At 29.9% G+C, this 22722-nt stretch carries 18 protein-coding genes; all 18 read right to left on the reverse strand.

The features are described from left to right. Positions 1-14: 14 nt before the first annotated feature. Entirely contained in the window at positions 15-962 is a 948-nt protein-coding gene (whiA, locus tag G594_RS0103310; RefSeq protein ID WP_027097259.1) for a DNA-binding protein WhiA, read from the reverse strand. 109 nt (positions 963-1071) lie between these two features. Beyond that, positions 1072-2421, reverse strand: a complete 1350-nt coding sequence (locus G594_RS0103315) for a gluconeogenesis factor YvcK family protein (protein WP_027097260.1) — start codon at positions 2419-2421, stop codon at positions 1072-1074. Next, on the reverse strand, positions 2418-3296 hold the full coding sequence (rapZ, locus tag G594_RS0103320) for an RNase adapter RapZ (protein WP_027097261.1): 879 nt from the start codon (positions 3294-3296) through the stop codon (positions 2418-2420). The genes G594_RS0103315 and rapZ overlap by 4 nt, the downstream gene beginning before the upstream one ends. Positions 3297-3696: 400 nt before the next feature. Next, positions 3697-4020, reverse strand: a complete 324-nt coding sequence (locus tag G594_RS0103330; protein ID WP_027097262.1) for a hypothetical protein — start codon at positions 4018-4020, stop codon at positions 3697-3699. Between the two features lie 194 nt (positions 4021-4214). Then, positions 4215-5132: a UDP-N-acetylmuramate dehydrogenase gene (gene murB, locus G594_RS0103335; protein ID WP_027097263.1), complete on the reverse strand. Its 918-nt coding sequence runs from the start codon at positions 5130-5132 to the stop codon at positions 4215-4217. 124 nt (positions 5133-5256) lie between these two features. Continuing rightward, positions 5257-7119: an excinuclease ABC subunit UvrC gene (uvrC, locus tag G594_RS0103340; RefSeq protein ID WP_027097264.1), complete on the reverse strand. Its 1863-nt coding sequence runs from the start codon at positions 7117-7119 to the stop codon at positions 5257-5259. A gap of 189 nt (positions 7120-7308) precedes the next feature. Beyond that, positions 7309-8781: a peptidoglycan D,D-transpeptidase FtsI family protein gene (locus tag G594_RS0103345; RefSeq protein WP_027097265.1), complete on the reverse strand. Its 1473-nt coding sequence runs from the start codon at positions 8779-8781 to the stop codon at positions 7309-7311. Between the two features lie 2 nt (positions 8782-8783). Then, the gene (locus G594_RS0103350) at positions 8784-10007 is read right to left on the reverse strand and encodes an FtsW/RodA/SpoVE family cell cycle protein (RefSeq protein WP_027097266.1); all 1224 of its coding nucleotides are present in this window, start codon (positions 10005-10007) and stop codon (positions 8784-8786) included. Between the two features lie 23 nt (positions 10008-10030). Next, positions 10031-10471: an FHA domain-containing protein gene (locus G594_RS0103355; protein WP_027097267.1), complete on the reverse strand. Its 441-nt coding sequence runs from the start codon at positions 10469-10471 to the stop codon at positions 10031-10033. 96 nt (positions 10472-10567) lie between these two features. Beyond that, positions 10568-13390, reverse strand: coding sequence for an excinuclease ABC subunit UvrA (gene uvrA / locus G594_RS0103360; RefSeq protein ID WP_027097268.1), 2823 nt, complete (start codon positions 13388-13390; stop codon positions 10568-10570). 218 nt (positions 13391-13608) lie between these two features. Then, entirely contained in the window at positions 13609-14979 is a 1371-nt protein-coding gene (locus tag G594_RS0103365) for a WG repeat-containing protein (protein ID WP_027097269.1), read from the reverse strand. 26 nt (positions 14980-15005) lie between these two features. Then, on the reverse strand, positions 15006-16967 hold the full coding sequence (gene uvrB / locus G594_RS0103370) for an excinuclease ABC subunit UvrB (RefSeq protein WP_027097270.1): 1962 nt from the start codon (positions 16965-16967) through the stop codon (positions 15006-15008). Between the two features lie 260 nt (positions 16968-17227). After that, positions 17228-18520 carry a PDZ domain-containing protein gene (locus tag G594_RS0103375; protein ID WP_027097271.1) on the reverse strand — a complete coding sequence of 431 codons (1293 nt, stop codon included), beginning with the start codon at positions 18518-18520 and terminating at the stop codon, positions 17228-17230. Positions 18521-18534: 14 nt separating this feature from the next. Beyond that, on the reverse strand, positions 18535-19737 hold the full coding sequence (locus tag G594_RS0103380) for a S41 family peptidase (protein ID WP_242829695.1): 1203 nt from the start codon (positions 19735-19737) through the stop codon (positions 18535-18537). Positions 19738-19833: 96 nt separating this feature from the next. Then, on the reverse strand, positions 19834-20724 hold the full coding sequence (gene ftsX, locus G594_RS0103385; protein ID WP_027097273.1) for a permease-like cell division protein FtsX: 891 nt from the start codon (positions 20722-20724) through the stop codon (positions 19834-19836). Beyond that, a complete protein-coding gene (ftsE, locus tag G594_RS0103390; protein WP_027097274.1) occupies positions 20714-21400 on the reverse strand; it encodes a cell division ATP-binding protein FtsE in 687 nt (228 codons plus the stop codon). Before ftsE ends, ftsX begins: the two co-directional genes overlap by 11 nt. 163 nt (positions 21401-21563) lie before the next feature. Beyond that, positions 21564-22418, reverse strand: coding sequence for a YitT family protein (locus G594_RS0103395; protein WP_027097275.1), 855 nt, complete (start codon positions 22416-22418; stop codon positions 21564-21566). A 124-nt stretch (positions 22419-22542) separates the two neighbouring features. Further along, positions 22543-22722 (reverse strand): transketolase C-terminal domain-containing protein (locus tag G594_RS0103400; RefSeq protein WP_027097276.1); only part of this gene is annotated, 180 nt, incomplete at its 5' end.

Consider the following 22722-nt stretch of genomic DNA (forward strand, 5'->3'; position numbering starts at 1 on the left):
CTTTCACTTCCTTTCTATTCACTAGCTCTTAATTCTTCAGCTATTTTTTCAATTTTTCTTAATCTATGGTTTACTCCTGACTTTCCAACTGGTGGATCTAACATTTCTCCAAGTTCTTTTAAAGACTCATCAGGATAATTTAGTCTTAGTTCTGCAATTTCCCTTAAATTCTTAGGAAGTCTTTGTAACCCTATTTGTGATTGAATAAGTTTTATACTTTCCACTTGTCTTACAGCTGCATTAACTGTCTTAGATAAATTAGCAGTTTCACAATTAACCAATCTATTTACGTTATTTCTCATTTCCTTCATTATTCTTATGTTTTCAAGTTCTAGAAGACAAGAATGAGCCCCAATTATATTAAGTAAATCTACAATTTGCTCCCCTTCTTTTATATAAATGATATAAGAATTTTTTCTTTGGATAACTTTTGAATTTAATCCATAACTATTTATAAGTTTTGACAAGTCTACTGCATATTCTTCGCTATGAGTTACAAATTCTAGATGATATGTCTTCTCTGGATTGCTTATACTGCCACCGCCAATAAAAGCACCTCTTATATAAGCTCTTCTTTCTTCATCATCCTTTACCATTTCATCCTCTATCCTATAGTTAATACTCATAACGCCATCAATTTCTCGTAATATACCCGTTTCCTTAAGAAGATTTCTCACACCCATCTCTTCATCAATAACAACCATATATATATTATTCTTTTTTAGAGAATTACTCTTTTTAACCATTAACTTAGAATGTATATTAAAATTATCTTTTAATAATGTAAATATTAATCTCGCACTCCCAGGATTCTCTGTAGTTATTCTAAATGTTATACCTTTTCCACTAAATCCTATAGTTCCACTTACCTTCATAATTGCAGATATTTGTGCTAATGCTTCAGACTTCGTTATATCTACATATCTACAAATTTCTCCTTTTACTTTTGATGAAAATGACATATGGTATTTCTCCTTTTATCTAAAAAACTATTATTTTATAATATTTAATTATAACATAAATTAATACTATAAACGACATAAGAAAAGAACTACCTTTACTTGGTAGTTCTTACAATCCAATGTCCTTATTAATTTTTTCTCTATCCTTAATTCTTTGTGATAAATACATATACTCAATAATTTTCTTTCTATCATACAATAACTTTTTCTCCATTATTGTATCAGCTAAAATCTCTGCAAGCTTATCTGCATTATGCTTAACAGTTCCATTTTTTATTTTTATTAAATCATCACAAATAACTTCTACACTTAAATCTTTTAATTTATCTATATCTAACTTAGCCAATGTAGAACCTTCTTCTAAATATCTACTTTTTATTTCTTCAGATATTTCTCCACTGTTAGCTATTACATAATCAACGATCTCTTTACCACCATATTTTTTTATTATTTTAACATGATCAGATACATCAAAATTATCTGTTTCTCCTGGTTGAGTCATTATATTTGAAACATATATTTTTATAGCATCACTCTTTCTTACACTATTGCTAATCTTTTTTACTAAAAGGTTAGGAATTATACTAGTATATAAGCTTCCAGGACCTATTACAATTGCATCTGCTTCTTTTATAGCATCTAAAGCGTCCTTTAAAGGCTCTGCATTTTCTGGATTTATCATAAGCTTTTTTATTTTAGACTTTTGATTTAATGCCTCAACAGGAATTTGTGATTCTCCTATAACCTTATTTCCATTTTCAAGTATTGCTTCAAGTTGCATATCGTCTAAAGTTACAGGTAAAACTTTTCCTGTAACCGCTAATACCGAACTCATCTTTTGAACTGCATCTTCAAAATTATCTGATATACCATCCATAGCAGCTAAAAATAAATTACCAAAGCTTTGTCCTTTCAAGGTTCCATCTTTAAATCTATATTGCAATAAATCTTCCATAAGAGGTTCTGTATCTGCCAATGCTAATATACAGTTTCTTATATCTCCTGGTGGTAGAATTCCCAAGTCTTCTCTTAATGTTCCCGAGCCTCCCCCATCATCTCCTACAGTAACAATGGCCGTAATATTAGATGTATAATACTTAAGTCCTCTTAACATTGTAGATAAACCAGTTCCTCCACCAATTACTACAATTTTAGGACCCCTTACAAGTAATCTTTTTTCATAAATCATACTTTCAATTTTTTTACTGTCTAATGAAACTTTAATATACCCTTTATTAACAAGTACAATTATTGACTTCATTGCCTCTGTAACCGAAATATATATTACAAATAAACCTGATAAGTTTAAAAATATATAAAACATTTTATAGTAAAAATCATAAAGTCTCTTTGTAACTAATTCTGTAAAACCAAAGGCTATTAATAATATACCAAATACCCCAAATACAACCCATCTCTTAACCTTAATTCCAGGCTTTAACCAGTCTGAAAACCTCATAGTTTCTTTACTCCTTTATGTAGGTCTTCACTGATATCTCTATGTTCTATTCTTGAGTCAAAGCTATCATTAAGTAATTGTTCATGTATTGCATTAGCTATTGCAACTGAACGATGTCTTCCACCTGTACATCCAATAGATACTATAAGTTGTCTTTTCCCCTCTTTTATATAATTAGGTATTAAAAATCTTAACATATCTTCTAATTTTTCAATAAAGCCTTGGGTTTCTTTTTGATCTAACACATATTTTTTTACTGGTTCATCACTACCAGAATACTTCTTTAATTCTGGTATATAGAACGGATTGGGAATAAACCTAACATCAAACACCAAGTCAGAATCTACAGGAATACCATATTTAAAACCAAAGCTTAATATAGTTATAGATAACTGCTTCTCTGGTGATTTAACATCTCCATAATACTCATTTATCTTTTCTCTTAAATCTCTTATAGCGTATTTTGAAGTATCTATTATAATATCTGCTCTATCTTTTACTTCCCTTAACTTATTTCGTTCTTCACTAATACCTGTTAATACTCTTCCTTGCGGTGCTAGAGGATGGCTTCTTCTAGCTTCTTTAAATCTTTTCACTAGAATTTCATCAGAAGCATCTAGAAATAATATTTCGTATTTAAACTCACTAGATTTTAAATACATTAATGATTCAAATAAATCATCAAAGAATACGCCTCCTCTTATATCTATAACCAAAGCCACCTTTTCGATATTACCAGAGTTACATGCTTCTGCAAATTTAGGAATAAGCCTTGGTGGTAAATTGTCTACACAAAAATAGCCCATATCTTCTAAGCTTTTAGTAGCTTCAGTTTTTCCTGCTCCCGATAATCCTGTAACTATTACAAATCTCATACTTTACCTCCTACTAAACCTTACTATTTACACCTATTATATCACACATCAAATGGTATTAACCTATAATAACTGCACAAAACATTTATTTAACAAAAGGTGTATTAGAATGAGAAAGTCATTCCAATACACCTTTCAAAAAGAAGATTTCACCTACTTAAATTTCTTTTCGTAAACATTGTAAGCTATCACTGCTAACGCAGAGCAACCAATTAGTATTGCACTTAAACAACCTACTGTCATAGCCAATCCTCCTACTTAATGTTAAGATAGGCCCCTTTAATGTATCAACTATATATTAAAGGAGGTGCTCTATAGATTTATAACATTCTAGATTGACCACAAATGAAATCTTCCTTATTCATTTTACTTTTATATACTTAATAATAGAACTCTTTAATTAATACTCTTTTCTTTTTATCTTCTCATCTATACTAGAATTTAAACTACTCCATCTTGTTGAAGCAATTATAATTAATATTAATCCTATAAATGAGCCAACTCTTCCTGCAAAATAAATAAAACCTGCACAAACAAAACATGCTATTGCCAATAAAATCATCCCATTACCAAAATCACTTGCCACCTTATCCCTATTTTTTATCTTTCTTAACCTTTCTTCATTAATAGAAGAAATAGAATCTATTTTCTTAGATACCTTAATTCTCAATCCAAACATTAATAAACCTAACCCTATAATTGCAAATATAATAACACCAATCATTTATATCTCCCCTTCCTTTATTTAACTATTATATCACTTGCATTTAATCATTTAAATAAAAAAGGTGGGAGATATTTATTTTCCTTGTTCTATCCTAAGGTCCAAGTCACATTAAAACAAATATCTCCCACTAATACTAAATGTAAAGAAATAAAGAGAGCCTATCCAAAGGCTCCCTTTATCTATATTTCCCTCTATTTGTCTTCTCCAATTATTCTTACTTCAGTATGAAGTTCCACTCCAAATTGCTTTTTAACTTCATTTTGAACATGGGCTATTAAATTTAATACATCTTCTGCTGTTGCACCATCTTTATTGATAACAAAACCAGAATGTTTTTCAGATACAGCAGCTCCTCCTAGTGATGCTCCCTTTAATCCTGCATCTTGAATAAGTTTACCTGCAAAATATCCCTCTGGTCTCTTAAACGTACTACCTGCTGATGGATATTCTAAAGGCTGTTTAGACTCTCTTTTTTCTGTAAGTTCATTAACTCTTTCTCGTATCTTTTCTTTATCTCCCTTAGTCAACTCAAAAGTTGCACTTATTACTACTAAATTATCCTTCATAACTTTAGATGTTCTATATCCTAGTTCAAGTTCTTCTTTAGATAATACCTTTATGTTTCCATCCCTATCTAACACTTCAGCTTCTTTTATTACATTCTTAATTTCACCATCATAAGCTCCAGCATTCATAAATACAGCACCACCTACAGAACCAGGGATACCACATGCAAATTCAAATCCTGTCAAAGAATTTTCTACTGCCTTCTTAGATACATCTTCTAAAAGAGTACCACTACTAGCCTTTATTATATTACCATTTACTTCTATAGATAATAAATTGCTTAATTTTATAACTACTCCTCTAATTCCACCATCTTTAACTAACAAGTTAGAACCATTTCCTATTATAAAATAAGGAATATTTTCGTTCTTACATATTTTTAAAGTTTCCACTACTTGGCTTACCTTTGATGGAATCAATAATATATCCACTGGTCCACCAACCTTAAAATGAATATGATTGCTCATATTTTCATCTATCTTTATCTCAGAATCATCATATATCTTCTTAAAACTATCTATATACTTTAAATATTGATTCATACTACGCTCCTTAAAAGTATTCTCAAAAATAATCTTTAAATAGTATAAAATAATATCAACTATTTAACAAGTTACAACTTCTTAACCTTATATTTTTTTATTATATCATATTAAGTATAAAATGTTACTTCTGATTGAAATAAGAATATATACTTTCAGCAGTTCTTCTATCTATTGTTGGCGTTTCTAATAATTCTTCTATAGTTGCTTTCTTTATATTATCCACGTTTCCAAACTTAGTTAGCAAGGCAATTCTTCTCTTCTCCCCAACATTAGGTATATCTTCTAATACTGAATGTAATGTTCTTTTATCTCTTAATGTTCTATGATATGTAATAGCAAACCTATGGACCTCATCTTGTATCCTTCTAATTAGTTGCATCAAATTAGAATTTCTATTTATTATAATTTCTTTATTATTATATATAATACCTCTTGTTTGGTGTTTATCATCCTTAACTAACCCACAAACATTTATATCTATATTTAATTCATTTAATACCTCTAATGCAACATTAACTTGACCTTTTCCACCATCCATCATAATCAAATCTGGAAAACTAGAAAACTTTCCCTTAGAAAAATCCAAATTTCTTTCTTGAATTTCCCTTATCTCCCTTAAACCATGCTCAAACCTTCTTGTTAATATCTCCCTCATACTATTATAATCATTAGCACCTTTTACAGTTTTTATTCTAAACTTTCTATAATCACTGCTTTTTGCTTTACCTTCTTCAAACACTATCATAGTTCCTACAGAATCTACACCTTGTATATTTGATATATCATATGCTTCAATTCTAAAAGGAGGTTCTTCTAAATTTAAAACTTCTTGAAGTTCACCTACAGAAACTCTATTAATTTCTTTCTCTTTTAATATTTTATCTTTGAATTGCTCCAAGGTTAGTTTCGCATTATCTCTAACCATTTGTAATAAATCTTTCTTTTCACCTTTTTGTGGTACCTTTATCCAAACCTTAGATTCTCTTTTTATAGTTAAAAATTCTTCTAATAGCTCTAAATCCTCTACTACAGGGACATAAATATTTTTAGCAATTTTTCCTGCTCCAGAATAAAAATTAATTATAAACTGACTTATTATTGTCTCATCACTTTCATCAGCTGTATTTTCTAACATAAAATGTTCTCTGCCAGTTATCTTACCATCTCTAAGGAAGAATACTTGAACACATGTGTCTTTTTCATCTTTATATAAATTAATGAAATCTTCATCCCCCTCAGTAACCCTAAACATTTTTTGCTTTTCAACTAAATTTTCAATAGCTAAAATTTTATCTCTAAGATATGCAGCCTTCTCAAACTTCAGCTCCATAGATGCTTCTTGCATTTCATCTTTTAACTTCTTAAGTATACTTTTATCTTTACCATTTAAAATATCTAAAACTTCATCAATTATTTTATTATAATCCTCTTTTGATATATATCCACCACATGGTGACATACATCTTTTTATGTGATAATTCAAACAAGGCCTTGTAGGAGCCTCTCCTTCAACAATATTCTTCTTACAGGTTCTTATAGGAAATATCTTTCTAATTAGGTTAATGGTCTCATATACTGCAGTTACATTTGTATAAGGCCCAAAATATTTATTTCCATCTCTCACAAAGTTTCTCGTAACAAACACCCTAGGAAAATCTTCATTCGTTGTAATCTTTATAAATGGATAAAACTTGTCATCTTTAAGTGCTATGTTATATTTAGGACTATACTTCTTTATTAGATTGCACTCTAATATTAAGGCTTCCATCTCTGTATCTGTTACTATATATTCAAACTCAGCTATGTTTTTTACCATAGATCGAACTTTTTCTGAGTGATTTTTTGAATTTTGAAAATATTGTCTCACCCTATTTTTAAGTATCTTAGCCTTACCAACATATATAACTTCTCCTAAGCTATTTTTCATTAAATATACACCTGGCTTATCAGGCAAAACTTTTAGTTGATATTCAAAATCAAATATTTTAACCACCTCCTAAATTTATTCTAACTCTTTTTATATTAGTGTTCTACATATTATTATTTATAACATTTATTTTATCTATAGCTTATTAATTTTTTAATATGAAAATATAATAAAATTAAAATTGTATATTTTCCTAGTATAAATAAAAAGAAGAAGATTAATTCTATAATCTTCTCCTCATAATTACTATTTTAATGCTGCTTTCATTACTGCCCCTGCAATTGGTGCAGCTGCTTCTGAACCATATCCTCCATTTTCAACTATAACAGCTACTGCTATTTTAGGATTATCTGCTGGTGCAAAACCTATAAACCAAGCATGAGGCTTTTGTAAATTACCATTACTATCTCTTTGATCAGCTGTTCCAGTTTTACCTGCTGCATTAATACCACTAAAATATGATCTATTTCCAAAGTTATTTTTAACCATATTAACCATATAGTCTTTTATTGTCCTTGCATCACTAGTAGGAAGTACCTGACCATACTTTTTATCTCCATACTTCTTTACTACATTCATATTTAAGTCTACTACTTGATTAACAAGCTTAGGTTCCATCATTACCCCATCATTAGCTATAGTACTTGCTACTAGAGCCATCTGTATTGGAGTTGAAACAATACTACTTTGACCTATACCTGATTGCGCTATCATACCTACTTCATAATTTTCTAGAGTAGGGAATTCACTTTTTGAAATTGAGAACCCTGTAGAAGGAATATCTTTATTAAATCCAAAATCTTCTGCTGTTTGTTTTAGAGTTTTATTTCCTAACTCTTGTGCTAAAGTACCAAACACTACATTACTAGAAACTTGGAAAGCTTTTTTTAAATCAATATTTCCATAAACTTTATTTTGACTGTTAGATAAAGATTGACCACCACCAAGCTCTATCTTTCCTTTATCTTCAAAAATTCTTTTTGTTATTCCATCAATATTTTCAAGGGCACTAGCTGTTGTTATAACCTTAAAAGTAGATCCAGGTGGATATTTACCTGAAGTAGCCCTATTTATAAGTGGGCTTCCTAAATCCTCTCCAGCATTAATTTTATTCATTACTGTTTCTAAATCGTTAGGATTATATGTTGGTTTTGATACCATTGCTAGTACTTCTCCAGTATTAGGATCTAAAGCAACTACAGCCCCTTTTCTATTTCCTAACGCATCGTAGGCAGCCTTTTGAACGTCATAATCTAATGTTGTTATAACTCCATTACCTACTTTATTTTCCTCTTTACTTCTATCTTTAAATGCTTCTTTTAATGATTCAAAACTTAAATCCTTAAAGAAATTTCTTAATCCAACTTGCACACTACTATATGTAGTTAGCTCTGTATCAAAAGTTTTTTCTAAACCTGATAAATCATACTTTTGACTGGCATAACCTAATGCGTGTACATATAAATCTCCGTATACATATTCTCTAGATTGAGTTAAAGTCCCTGTTCTTTCACTCTTAGTTAGTGCATTTTTATCTCTATCGTATATAGTTCCTCTAACAACTTCATTTCTCTTTGCCCATAATCTTTTATTTCCAGCATCAGCTGCTATATCAGGCGCCTTAAATGTTTGAAAATACGCTATATATGATATTAGAGCTACAAAGAAGAATAAAAATATTATCATTACTTTTTTTACACTATCTTTAAAATCATTCATCTTTAGCCCTCCTCTGAAACCTTTTGTAATAAACCTAAGGTAAAGAACATAGTTACCATAGAACTACCACCATAACTTACAAAAGGTAATGTTATACCTGTTAAAGGAATAACTGCAAATATACCGCCTACAATTACTAAAGCTTGACATGCAATCATTATACTAAATCCAACAGCAACTAATTGGGAAAATTTATCATCCGTTACAAATGCTATTCTTATCGCTCTATAAAACAGCAAGAAAAATATTATCAATATTCCTATTCCAAATATTATTCCAAACTCCTCACATATTGATGCAAAGATATAATCACTTTCCTTTACAGGAACAAATCCTGGATATCCTTGTCCTAAGCCAGAACCAAGCATACCTCCAGAAGATATTGAATATAATCCTTGAGTTACTTGATAATATCCATATCCATTAGGATCTGCCCAAGGATTTCTCCATATATCAACTCTTGTTCTTACATGTGGGAACAGCTTATATGCTATACTTGACCCTAATGCAAAAAGACCAAGACATGTAAAGGCATACTTTTTCTTTGATGTAGCGATATACAATACTGATACTGATATTCCAAAGAATATTAATGCTGATCCTAAATCTCTCTGTAAAACTAAGCATCCTAAGAAAATCATTACTACTATAGCAGGCTGAATAAGCTGCTTAATATGTTCAAATCCCTTTTTCGTATTATCAAAATCCTTCAAAACTGATGCCAGATATATTACTAAAAATATCTTTCCAAACTCTGAAGGCTGAAATCCAAATTGCCCTAAGAATACCCAGTTTTTTGCTCCATTTAATTCTTTTCCCAATAATAAGGCCATAGGTGCAAAAATAAGAGTTGCTACTAGGTATATAGTTTTATATTTTGCAAAGCTCCTAATATTAGGTACAATTACAACTGTCAAAATATACACAATAATACCAACTATAAACCAAACTATTTGTTTTATAGCCAGTGATGTTTCTAGTCTATATAACATGGCTATTCCGATTACAGACAAAATTCCTGCAAAAATCAATAAAAATTTATCTCCATCTGGATAAAATCTTCTTATAACAAAATGTGAATATCCTATAACTAAACACAATGCTCCACCAATTATAAGTGCTTTTTTATCTATAGGATCAGATAATATAGCTAGATTACTAAAAAGGCCTATACATAAAATATAAGTAAGTATAAGTAACTTTCTTTCATCCTTTCGCATTTTCATATAATCACCTCTAACTCTTCCAGTTAACCTAATACCTTAAGCTTAGTTGTTCCTATTGTAACTATATCTTTGCTAAATAATTTGACCCTTCCATTAATTTTCTTATCATTAACGAAAGTTCCATTTGTACTATTTAAATCTTCAATTAACAACACATTGTTCTTAACAATTAGCTTTGCATGATTACCTGATACATGTAAATCTTGCAATATAATAGAGTTATCCTCTTTTCTCCCTATAGTTATAATACCTTTAACTGGAATTACTGAACCCTTCTTTAAGTTTCCTTCTTCACTAATTTCTATTACTTCCAACCCATGATTTTTCCTAGATTCTGAAGGTCTTCTTCTTCCGCCACCTTTAACATCTTTATACATTATCTTTAATGCTGAGTATATTAAAGAATATAATAAAATTATAAAAAAGATTCCAAATACTATGGCAGATAATTTCGTAAAATTCATAACTTCACCTCGAAAACTTTTCATATATAAGTAGATTATACAACAAAAGTTATATAAAACCATAATATTTATACTTAACTAAGAATAATTTAAGATTTATATCATCCTCTTTAGATACTTACCTGTATAGGATTCTTCACATTTAGCAACCTTTTCTGGAGTACCTTGAACAATTAAAGTACCTCCCTTATCTCCACCCTCTGGTCCCAAATCAATAATATAATCTGCACACTTAATCATATCTAAATTATGCTCTATAACTACAACTGTATTTCCTGCATCTACCAATCTTTGTAATATTTCAACTAATCGGCTTACATCATCTATATGTAAACCTGTTGTAGGCTCATCTAGTATATATAATGTTTTTCCTGTACTTCTTTTAGATAATTCATATGCTAACTTTATTCTTTGTGCTTCTCCTCCAGATAATTGGGTAGATGGTTGACCCAATCTTACATACCCTAGTCCTACGTCATATAATGTTTGTAACTTATTCTTTATCCTTGGTAAATTTTCAAAAAACTCTAGTCCTTCTTCCACTGTCATATTTAATATATCATCAATATTCTTACCTTTATATTTTACTTCTAAAGTTTCTCTATTATACCTCTTACCTTTACATACTTCACAAGGTACATATACATCTGATAAGAACTGCATTTCTATTTTTATTATTCCATCACCTGAACAAGCTTCACATCTTCCCCCCTTTACATTGAAAGAAAATCTACCTGGCTTATATCCTCTCATTTTTGCTTCAGTAGTATTAGCAAACAATTCTCTTATTATATCAAAAGTTCCTGTATATGTAGCAGGATTTGATCTTGGAGTCCTTCCTATAGGGCTTTGGTCTATATCAATAATTTTATCAATATTTTCATATCCCGTAATTTCTTTATGTGAGCCTACTGGATTTTTGCTTCTATTTACAATCTTATTTAATCCTTTATATAAGATTTCATTAACTAATGTACTCTTCCCTGATCCAGAAACCCCTGTAATCATTGTTAAAGTTCCTAACGGTATTGAAACATTTATATTTTTTAAATTATTTTCTTTTGCTCCTTTAATGGTAATCTTATTGCCATTTCCTTTTCTTCTTACCTTAGGAACATCTATTTTTTTCTTCCCACTCAAATATTGACCAGTAATTGATTTTTCATTATTTACTATCTCATCAAATGTTCCAGCTGCAACAATTTCCCCACCATGTTCACCAGCTCTTGGTCCAATATCTACAATATAATCTGCTTCTCTCATTGTATCTTCATCATGTTCTACAACTATAACAGTATTACCTACATCCCTTAAGTTTTTCAATGTAGCTATTAATTTATCATTATCTCTTTGATGAAGACCTATACTTGGTTCATCTAAAATATAAAGAACTCCCATTAAAGATGATCCTATTTGTGTTGCTAACCTGATTCTTTGTGATTCTCCTCCTGATAAAGTACCTGAATTTCTTGATAAATTTAAATAATCTAATCCTACATCTATTAGGAAATTTAATCTACTTCTTATTTCCTTTAATATTTGCTCACTAATAATTTTATTTTTCTCTGAGAATTCTATTCCATCTAAAAACTCTAATTCTTCTCTAATTGGCATACTTGTAAATTCATAAATATTTTTCCCACCAACCTTAACGGATAAGGCCTCTTTTTTCAACCTTGCTCCACTACACTTTGGACAATGATTATCGCTCATATATTGTTCGATTTCATTTTTCATCATATCTGAATTTGTTTCACTATATCTTTTAGTTAAATTATTGATTTCTCCTGGATATGAATAATTATATTCAGCAGTAACCCCTTCCTTTGTATAAGTAACATTAAGTTTCTTTCCCTTAGTACCATAAAGAATTACATCTACTATTTCCTTAGGTAAATCCTTTATTGGAGTATTAAGTGAAAAATCATATTCCTTACTTAAAGCTTGAAGTATTGCATAAGTCCAAGAGTCATCTTTTAACCTTCCAGCTCCCCAACTTGAAATTGCCCCCTCCATAAGACTTAGACTTTTATCTGGTATTACTAAATCTGGATCTATTTCATATAGAGTTCCTAGACCATCACAATAATCACATTTACCAAATGGTGAATTAAAAGAAAATAATCTAGGAGCTAGTTCATCTATACTTATTCCACAATCAGGACAAGCAAATTTTTCACTAAATATTATATCATCATCTCCTATAACACTTACAAGTGCTAATCCTTCTCCTAGCTTTAAGGCTGTTTCTAAAGAATCTGTAAGCCTTCCCTCTATTCCATCCTTTATAATTATTCTATCTACTACTGCTTCTATATTATGCTTTATATTCTTCTCTAACTTTATTTCATCTTCTGATAAATCGTATATCTCTCCGTCTATTCTTGCTCTGACAAAACCATTTTTCTTTATTGTTTCTATTACTTTTTCATGATTCCCTTTTCTACCTCTTATAAGTGGAGATAATATTAAAATCTTAGTTCTATCCCCAAGAGACATTACTTTATCAACAATTTGGTCAACAGATTGTTGACTTATCTCTTTACCACACTTTGGACAATATGGTGTTCCAACTCTTGCATATAATAATCTTAAGTAATCATATATTTCTGTTATTGTACCAACTGTAGACCTAGGATTCTTACTTGTAGTCTTTTGATCTATTGATATAGCTGGTGATAATCCTTCTATATAATCAACATCAGGCTTATTCATCTGACCTAAGAATTGTCTTGCATAAGCAGATAGTGACTCTACATACCTTCTTTGCCCTTCTGCATACAATGTATCAAAAGCTAAAGATGATTTTCCAGAACCTGATAGCCCTGTAAATACCACTAACTTATCTCTTGGAATTTCTAAATCAACATTTTTAAGATTATGTACTCTAGCTCCCTTAATTACTATTTTATCTATCATACTCTTGTCCCCTCTTCATTTTATATATATATTCTGTCCATATTAAACTTAACCAATCTGCGAACGTAAGTTCCTATTATTGTATTTTAAACTTTATATTTATTCTTGTCAATTATTGAGAAGAATATGAAAAAAACATAATAAAATCATTTTTTCTAAGCTGTTTATACTTTCCTATACATTAAAAAAATGCTATGACACCTGTCATAGCATTAATACTACTTTGCAATTTTGCCATGTATATTTATAGTAACATTCTCATCTTTATCATTTCTCAATAATAATATATTTTCTTCATAATCATCACCATATAAATCTGTATTATTAATATAATATCTGTCATCTAATTCTAATAATAACTTTCCCTTTTGTGAATATACTTTTGTATTGGTATTATCACTTTTAGACAGTATTATAAAATCCCCATAAAACTGAACTATTACTTCATTTAAATCTTCAATTTTATTCCCCATCTTACCTACTAAATATTCATGCTCGTTACTACTTAATACATTTATTTCTCCGTACCACTCATTTACATCGGTATATCCTAACTCAGTATAATTAGCTATTATATTTCCTTTATTATCAATACAGACTATTTCATACTTACTTCCATTGTATATCTCCCCATAACTTATTCCATTGATAACCTTATTAACGAAATCTACTTCTGCTTCAAAAACTATATTTCCCTCATAATCCATAAATCCACATTTATTATTTCCGCTACGGAATATTACTCCATCTTTTTGATACCTTATAATATCTCTTTCATCAATAGGTAAGTTTATCTTTTTACCTGTGTTATCAATCAAATAATAATTTTCATCATCACTACACAAGAAATATTTATTTTCATAGGACCTTATATAGTCAAATCCACTGTTAACTAGCTTTTTACCATTCTTCCCAATAAGATAATAATTATCTTTATCTTTAACAATAGCTACTCCATTAATAAAATCCTCACAGTACTCATATTTAGCTTTAACTAATATATTGCCTCTAGCATCAATGTATCCGTACTTATTTCTTTTCTTATAAGTTGCTATGCCATCAACAAAATTGCTAACATAAATATCTTCATCTATTTCACATATTTTTTCCCCATCATAGTCAATTAAAACACTTTTACCATTTTCTTCAGCCATAGCATAACCACCACAAAATGGTCTAGCATAATAATAGGCATTATCAAATATGTAATTTCCATCCTTTGAAATGTACCTATATCTATTATCCTTTTCTACTAATCCTATACCTTCGCTAAAAATTGTAGCATTATCAAATTTAGCTTCTATAACTACATTCATGTTTTCATCTACATATCCCCATTTTTTATTCTCTGCTTGATATGGATAGTACTTAACATCCTCATACTTTAAAACTACTTCTTCAATCTCTACATATACTTCTTCTTCCTCCTCTTCTTCACTAGAGAACCAACTTAAAATTTTATTAAAATCAGGTAAAGATATGCTACTATCTTTTGATAACCTAATTCCTATTGTAGTAAATACCCCAATTATAGAAATTATTAATACTACAATAATAGAAAACACTATAACTTCATTTTTCCTTTTCAAAAGCCCCTTCTCCTCTTACCACCTTATTATTTTTTTAATTGCTCTATCATATCCCTCAATTGAGCAGCTCTTTCAAATTGTAAGTTCTTAGCTGCATCCATCATTTCTTCTGTATACTTTTTAATAAGCTTTTCTTTTTCCTTTTTACTCATTTTTTCTTCAGCTTTATATTCAACTGCTTCTTCAACAACTTTTGTGGCTTCTATTACATCTCTTACTTCCTTTAATATTGTCTTTGGCGTTATTCCATGTTCCTCATTATATTGTTCTTGTATTTCTCTTCTTCTATTAGTTTCCTTTATAGCTCTATCCATAGATCTAGTAATATTATCTGCATACATTATTACCTTACTTTCAGAATTTCTAGCTGCCCTTCCTATTGTTTGTATAAATGATGTTTCAGATCTTAAGAACCCTTCTTTGTCAGCATCCAAGATAGCTACTAATGCTACTTCTGGAATATCTAACCCTTCTCTTAAAAGATTTATACCTACTAAAACATCATATTCACCTAACCTAAGTTCCCTTATTATTTTCATTCTTTCTATTGTTTCAATATCAGAATGCATGTATGTTGTTTTTATTCCTAACTCTGTTAGATACTTAGTTAAATCTTCTGCCATCCTCTTAGTTAAAGTAGTTATTAAAGTTCTAAATCCTTTTTCTGTAGTCTTCTTAATTTCAGCATACAAATCATCAATCTGACCTTTTATTGGCCTTATAATTATTTCAGGATCTATCAATCCTGTTGGTCTAATTATTTGTTCTGCTATAACAGATGAATTATCTAACTCATATTGGCTTGGTGTAGCACTTACATAAACAACCTGATTTATTTTCTTTTCAAATTCTGGAAACTGAAGAGGCCTATTATCATATGCACAAGGTAACCTAAATCCATAATCCACCAAGGTATTTTTTCTTGATCTATCTCCAGCATACATTGCCCTTACTTGAGGTAGGGTTACATGACTTTCATCAATAAACATTAGATAGTCATCTGGGAAATAATCTAGTAATGTTTTAGGTGGAGTCCCAGGATCCCTTGAGTCTAATATTCTTGAATAATTTTCTATTCCACTGCAATATCCCATTTCTCTCATCATTTCTATATCAAAATTTGTTCTTTGTCTTAATCTTTGTGCTTCCAATAATTTATCTTGAGCATTCAACTCCCTTAATCTTTCTTCAAGTTCATCCTCAATTCTACTAATTGCTTTTTCTAATGTTTCCTGTGATGTAGCAAAGTGCGACGCAGGGAATATAGCAACATGCTCCCTATCACCAAGTATATTTCCTGTAAGCACATCAAATTCACGTATTCTATCAATTTCTTCACCAAAAAATTCTACTCTTATTCCTTTATTAGAAGAAGAAGCCGGAATTATATCTAAAGAATCCCCTCTAACTCTAAATGTTCCTCTCTTAAAATCTATATCATTTCTTTCATACTGTATATCTATTAATCTTCTTACTATTTCATCCCTATCTTTTTCCATTCCTGTTCTTAAACTTACAGTTAATTTCTTGTATTCATCTGGATTACCAAGTCCATAAATACAGGACACTGAGGCAACTATAATTACATCCCTTCTCTCAAATAAAGCAGATGTAGCAGAGTGCCTTAACTTGTCTATCTCATCATTAATTGACGCATCTTTCTCTATAAATGTATCTGTTTGAGGAACATAAGCTTCTGGTTGATAGTAATCATAATATGATACAAAATATTCAACTATATTATCAGGAAAAAATTCTTTAAATTCTGAACATAGTTGAGCCGCCAAAGTCTTATTATGGGCCAGTATTATTGTAGGTCTTTGAAGTCTTTCAATAATATTTGCCATAGTAAAAGTTTTCCCTGATCCTGTTACCCCCAGTAATGTCTGCCCTTTATGATTTTCTTTTAATGATTCTACTAATGTGTCTATGGCTTGAGGTTGATCACCGGTTGGTTTAAATTTCGAATGTATTTTAAAACTATTCATCATTAATCTCCTATCTCGAACTTATATTCGTATTATTATTTTACTTTTTTTGTATATTATAGTCAATAATATTAGTACTTAAAGCCCTTTTTATTCAAAAAAGTGGAATAGATATTTATTTTGCTTGTTCCGTCGCAAGCTCCAGGTCACAGAAAAGTAAATATCTATTCCCCTCCTACTTAAGGTAAGGAAAATATAAAATTATTATCCTTAAATTTATATTTTCCTAGATGTTAAAAAGGATATAAAATGAATTTATATCATTTTATATCCTTTCTCTTTTCTTTTATTTTCTCTAATACTTCAGAAAACTTCTTATCTTCAAAAGCCACAACTTTATCACTTTGCACCACTTTAGGTACTAAAACAGCACCTAAGTTATTATTTCTTTGTGGTTTTAATGTAATCTCTTTTCCATTACCATTCATATCTAAAATTTTTACATTTATATCATATATACTACTTCTAACCATCTTATATATTTCCGTTACATCATCTATACTCTGATCATTAAGAGATACAATTTTATCCCCAACTCGTATCCCAGCCTCATAGGCTATAGAATAAGGAACTACTTCTAATACAGATATACCATCTTCATCACTAACAAATATAGCTTCTCTTTTTTCTTCCATCTTCTTTTGCAACATTAACATTCCTTCATGAGCTAAAGGAGCAAAAATTAACACTACAACCTCTCCAATTAATCCAAACCTAGCTAACTGAGATACAATGGTTAGGATTATTCCATATATTAATATAGAAATTCCAGAAGAAAGAACTTTCTTTTTTTTCTTCTGCGTAAAGGTAACAGAAGAATAACCTAAAACTCCAAAAAACGGAATTAGTCCTAATATCATTGTATTTATAACATTTAATATGTCATTTGTTCTGAGTATAGGCCACCAACTTGGTGTTGATATACTTTCTGCTCCTGCTGTTGATCCCATAGATGTAGCTGCATATGCAATAAAAATAGCTACAGGTAATACCCAAGATCTATTTAAAGCATATCCACCTGAAATCCTGCCTCCTTTATTCGAAAAAACAGGAATGGCACCCTTTTCTCCATCTAACATTACCAAAATAGACTCTACTATATGAAGAACTCCAACAAAAACCATTAATGACATTATATCTATTCTTAATATTTTTACTCCATCAGTAGTTGTTATATTAAAATAAGTAAAAATTAAACTAACTAATCCAAGAATAGATGCAGAGTAAGAAAAACATACAAATCTTGGTTTTATAAACATTAACAATATAGAAATCATAAATAAAATTTCTATTCCAGAATTCTCTTTAAAAACAATTCCTAAATGACTTAATATTAAACTAGCTATAACGCCCGCCAAAATTCCTAAAACTATTTGAGATAAAGTAAGCTCTAAAGCAGAGTTTACTTTATCTCCTATAATCATCTGCTGCATAGCAGTTACTTTCTTATTCTTCATATAAAACATTACGCCTAAAAGAATTAATATTAACATTAATGAGGGCTCAACTATAACATATGCCACCGATCTTAATGTATACATAATTAGATTCATAAGTTTTGCTCCTCCTATTTTATCATGTCTTTTATCACTTCAATGCCCTTTTGTAATTGAGGATCTGTATCTTTACTATAATCTTTATTAACATCTTCTTCAGTTAACTTAACTTCATAATCAGGTATAATCCCTTTTTTATTTATATCTTCTCCCTTTGGAGTGTAATACTTAGAAACAGTTACCTTTAATCCACCTATGCCACTTTTAAGTTCAAAAGGAAGTTGAACTACACCTTTCCCAAATGTAGTGGTTCCAACAGTTACAGCTGCATTATAGTCCTTTAAAGCACCTGTAACGACTTCAGATGCACTTGCTGTACCTCCGTCTGTTAATATCACAAGAGGCAATCCTATTGCAACTCCTCCCTCAGATTTACTTATTTCCTTACTTTCATATTTATCAATTCTATAAGTAATAACTTCACCCTTAGGAATAAATTGTGATGCAATATTTATTGCTTCTACTAGATAGCCTCCACCATTTCCTCTAAGATCTAATATTAACCCTTTCATTCCTTTTCCTTTAAGTTCTTCTAAAGCGTTAACAAAATCAATTGAAACATCTTTATTGAAAGTAGAAAGATTAATATATCCTATATTATTTTCTAACATTTCGTTCTTTACTGAAACAGTTTTTATAGTTTCTCTAGTTACATTAAACTCTAACTCTGTATCTTTTCTTCCTACTATAATATTTACTTGAGAATTTTCAGCACCTGTTATTAGTGCAACGGCTTTACTTTGGTCACTTCCAACCTCTTCACCATCAACCTTAAGAATTACATCTCCACCTTTAATTCCTACTTTTTCGGCAGGACCTCCAGAAATAGTTGAATCAACAACCACTTTATCATCCTCAAGCTTTACATATACTCCAATACCTTTAAACTCTCCTGAATTGGATTGCATAAACCTATCATATTCTTCTTTATTCATAAACACTGTATATGGATCATTAAGGGAACTTGTCATTCCCTTAATAGCTCCATCAACTAGCTTTTCTTGATCTATGTCTCCAACATATAGCTTCTCTAAATCTTCTTTTACTTCATATAAGCCCTTAAATTGTTCTACATCATCTGCATATTTTAATAAAGTTCCATATTTAGAACCATCTTTACCTATAACTATTCCATATCTAGTAATATAATTTCCCACAAAAAATGCTACTAATATTGATAATATAATCGCCAATGGTTTTATAATCTTTTTCATTTTATTATTTTTACTAGACTGGTACATCCAAACAACTTCCTTTCAATTCCAAAATACCTTTTCCCATAGTAAATATTTTATTCTTAATATTTATATTTATACTACCAAGAATTTCCTTAATGCTATGTAACTTGCAATTCCACCAACAGCAATTCCTCCTAAGGCAAACTGCCATGATAACATTGTTAACACATATGTAGGATTAATTAAACTAACCATAAGTATATTATTTGCAATAATACCAACACCAAATCTATATATAAAGTATACACCTATTACAGATAGTATTGCTCCTAATAATCCAATAACCATTCCTTCGATTATAAATGGCCATCTTATAAACCAATCTGTAGCACCTACAAATTTCATTATTCCAACTTCTCTTCTTCTTGAATAAACTGTTAGCTTTGTAGTGTTCATAATTAAGAATATTGATACTCCTATTAAAATTATAAATAATACTATACCAACAACTCTTACCACCTTAACAATACTATGTATTTGATTTATAACATCTTGTTGATTTCCTATACTCTCAACACCAGGAAGATCCTGAACCGCTTCACTTATAGCTTCTGCATAACTAGGGTCTGTAAGTCTTACTATATAAGAAGCTGGTAATGGATTATTTTTTAGTGTATATCCCTCTAATAAACCTGGGGTATCTTTCATCATATCTTCGAAATTTTTCAAAGCTTGTTCTCTTGACTCATATTCTATTTCTTTAACACCATCTTGTTCTCTTAACTTTACTTCTATTTCTCTTTGATCAATTAACTTTACATCATCTAATAAGTAAACTTTTAACTCTATCTTCGACTCTACTCCACCTATGGCCAAATTAGCATTTTTAGCTACTAAAGTAAAAATCCCTAATACTGAGAAAGTAATTAAAACAGTAATAACTGAAGCAAGACTTATAGTTTTATTCCTTCTTAAACTTTTAAATGCATCACTAATAAAATAATTAACTGTATTAATTTTCATCTTCGTACATACCTCTCTTTTCATCTCTTGCTATTTCTCCACCTTCAATAGCGATAACTCTCTTCTTCATAGTATCAACTATATCTTTAGCGTGAGTGGCCATTAAGATTGTAGTTCCAGCTTTATTTATATCATCTAATAAATCCATTATTTCTTTTGCAGTTTCTGGATCAAGGTTTCCAGTAGGTTCATCTGCAATTAATAACGATGGATTATTTACTATAGCTCTTGCTAATGAAACTCTTTGTTGTTCTCCTCCTGAAAGTTCATTTGGGAACATCTTATACTTATGAGAAAGCCCTACAAGAGATAATACCATTGGTACTCTTCTTCTAATTTCTTTTGGTGTGGCTTCAACAACTTTCATAGCAAAGGCTACATTCTCATATACATTTAGATTGGGAATTAATCTAAAGTCTTGAAATACCATTCCTATCTTTCTTCTAAAGTATGGCACATCATTTCTTGCCAACTTTGAAAGGTCTGTATTATTAACCACTACCTTTCCTGATGTAGGTTCAACTTCTTTTAATATCATTTTTATAAAAGTTGATTTACCAGCTCCAGACGGTCCAACCAAGAAAACGAATTCCCCCGATTCAATATTTATGCTAACATCTGAAAGAGCTTTTACATTATTATTATAAAGTTTTGAAATATTCTTAAATTCAATCATTCTAACACTCCTTAGTATATTAAGATATTTTTCGTTAAAATACCTGTCCATCTTACAATGCTATTATAGCATACACCTATGGTAGGATACATTATTCCCCTATATTCCTTTATTATATATTTTTTTTTACATTAATAAAATAGAAATATGATTTTATTTGTCATTAAATTTCTTCCATATCCTTGAATCCTTCTCCTAAAACTTCATGGGATGCTCTAACTGTTATAAACGCTTTGGGATCTATATCCTTAATAAACATCTTTAACTTTATAAAATCCGATCTTGATAATACAGAATATATAACCTTAAGTTCTTGACCTGTATAGGCTCCCTCACCCTTTAAATAAGTACATCCTCTATATAGTTCTTCCAATATAAATTTGCTAATTTCCTCTACTTTATCACTCATTATCATAACTTCTTTACTAGCATTAAATCCATCTATAAAATTATCTACTGCTATTCCAAGAATTATAACACTGAGCATAGAGTAAAATCCTATATCTAATCCAAAAGTTACTGCTGCACCAAAAGTTATTAATATATCTACTATTAACAAGCTAGTGCCTATATTTAAATGAAAAAATTTATTTAATATTTTTGCTAATATATCTGTTCCTCCTGTCGAAGAATTATTGTTAAAAACTATTGCCATACCAAAAGCAGATATAATCGTTCCGAATATAGTTGCAATAATTAAATCCTGTGTTATTGCATATGGCGAAAAATATTCTTCTATTATCCACATAATTACTGATAATCCTAAACTTGCATATATAGTTTTACCACCAAAATTCCCACCTATAACCATAAATGCTACAGCAAAGAGAACTATATTTACTATCAAAGTTATACTTCCCACACTTATTACTGGTATATAGTTGTTGACTACTATTGCTAAACCAGTCACACCACCCGCTGCAAGATTATTAGGCGCAAAAAAGTATTCTACAGAAATAGCTACAAGTATTATTCCTAATGTTATTAGACCGTACTCCCTAAGTAATTTTTTACTCATATTATCCTCCTCCAACTATAATTACTAATATAATTATAATTCCTCTGACAGATTAATAATATCCCTATATAACAAAAAGAACACCTTTCGGTGTTCTTTTTTGTTCTTTTTATTATCTACTAATCTATTTTTTTAATTCTAAAGCTTTTTTTACTTTATTAACTATATCTTTTGAAGTTAATCCGTACTTTTCTAATAATTCATTTGGTTTTCCACTTTCCCCAAATGTATCCTTAACACCAACTCTTAAAACAGGTACTGGACACTTTTCTGAAACAACTTCTGCTACTGCTGATCCTAGTCC

Source organism: Clostridium paraputrificum AGR2156 (assembly GCF_000424025.1).
Lineage (GTDB): Bacteria > Bacillota > Clostridia > Clostridiales > Clostridiaceae > Clostridium > Clostridium paraputrificum.

Excerpts from the sequence above, each read along its gene's own strand:
- whiA (WP_027097259.1), bottom strand. The coding sequence starts at position 962 with ATGTCATTTTCATCAAAAGTAAAAGGAGAAATTTGTAGATATGTAGAT.
- G594_RS0103315 (WP_027097260.1), bottom strand. The coding sequence starts at position 2,421 with ATGAGGTTTTCAGACTGGTTAAAGCCTGGAATTAAGGTTAAGAGATGG.
- rapZ (WP_027097261.1), bottom strand. The coding sequence starts at position 3,296 with ATGAGATTTGTAATAGTTACAGGATTATCGGGAGCAGGAAAAACTGAA.
- G594_RS0103330 (WP_027097262.1), bottom strand. The coding sequence starts at position 4,020 with ATGATTGGTGTTATTATATTTGCAATTATAGGGTTAGGTTTATTAATG.
- murB (WP_027097263.1), bottom strand. The coding sequence starts at position 5,132 with ATGAATCAATATTTAAAGTATATAGATAGTTTTAAGAAGATATATGAT.
- G594_RS0103345 (WP_027097265.1), bottom strand. The coding sequence starts at position 8,781 with ATGAATGATTTTAAAGATAGTGTAAAAAAAGTAATGATAATATTTTTA.
- G594_RS0103350 (WP_027097266.1), bottom strand. The coding sequence starts at position 10,007 with ATGAAAATGCGAAAGGATGAAAGAAAGTTACTTATACTTACTTATATT.
- G594_RS0103355 (WP_027097267.1), bottom strand. The coding sequence starts at position 10,471 with ATGAATTTTACGAAATTATCTGCCATAGTATTTGGAATCTTTTTTATA.
- uvrA (WP_027097268.1), bottom strand. The coding sequence starts at position 13,390 with ATGATAGATAAAATAGTAATTAAGGGAGCTAGAGTACATAATCTTAAA.
- uvrB (WP_027097270.1), bottom strand. The coding sequence starts at position 16,967 with ATGAATAGTTTTAAAATACATTCGAAATTTAAACCAACCGGTGATCAA.
- G594_RS0103375 (WP_027097271.1), bottom strand. The coding sequence starts at position 18,520 with ATGAATCTAATTATGTATACATTAAGATCGGTGGCATATGTTATAGTT.
- G594_RS0103380 (WP_242829695.1), bottom strand. The coding sequence starts at position 19,737 with ATGAAAAAGATTATAAAACCATTGGCGATTATATTATCAATATTAGTA.
- ftsX (WP_027097273.1), bottom strand. The coding sequence starts at position 20,724 with ATGAAAATTAATACAGTTAATTATTTTATTAGTGATGCATTTAAAAGT.
- ftsE (WP_027097274.1), bottom strand. The coding sequence starts at position 21,400 with ATGATTGAATTTAAGAATATTTCAAAACTTTATAATAATAATGTAAAA.
- G594_RS0103395 (WP_027097275.1), bottom strand. The coding sequence starts at position 22,418 with ATGAGTAAAAAATTACTTAGGGAGTACGGTCTAATAACATTAGGAATA.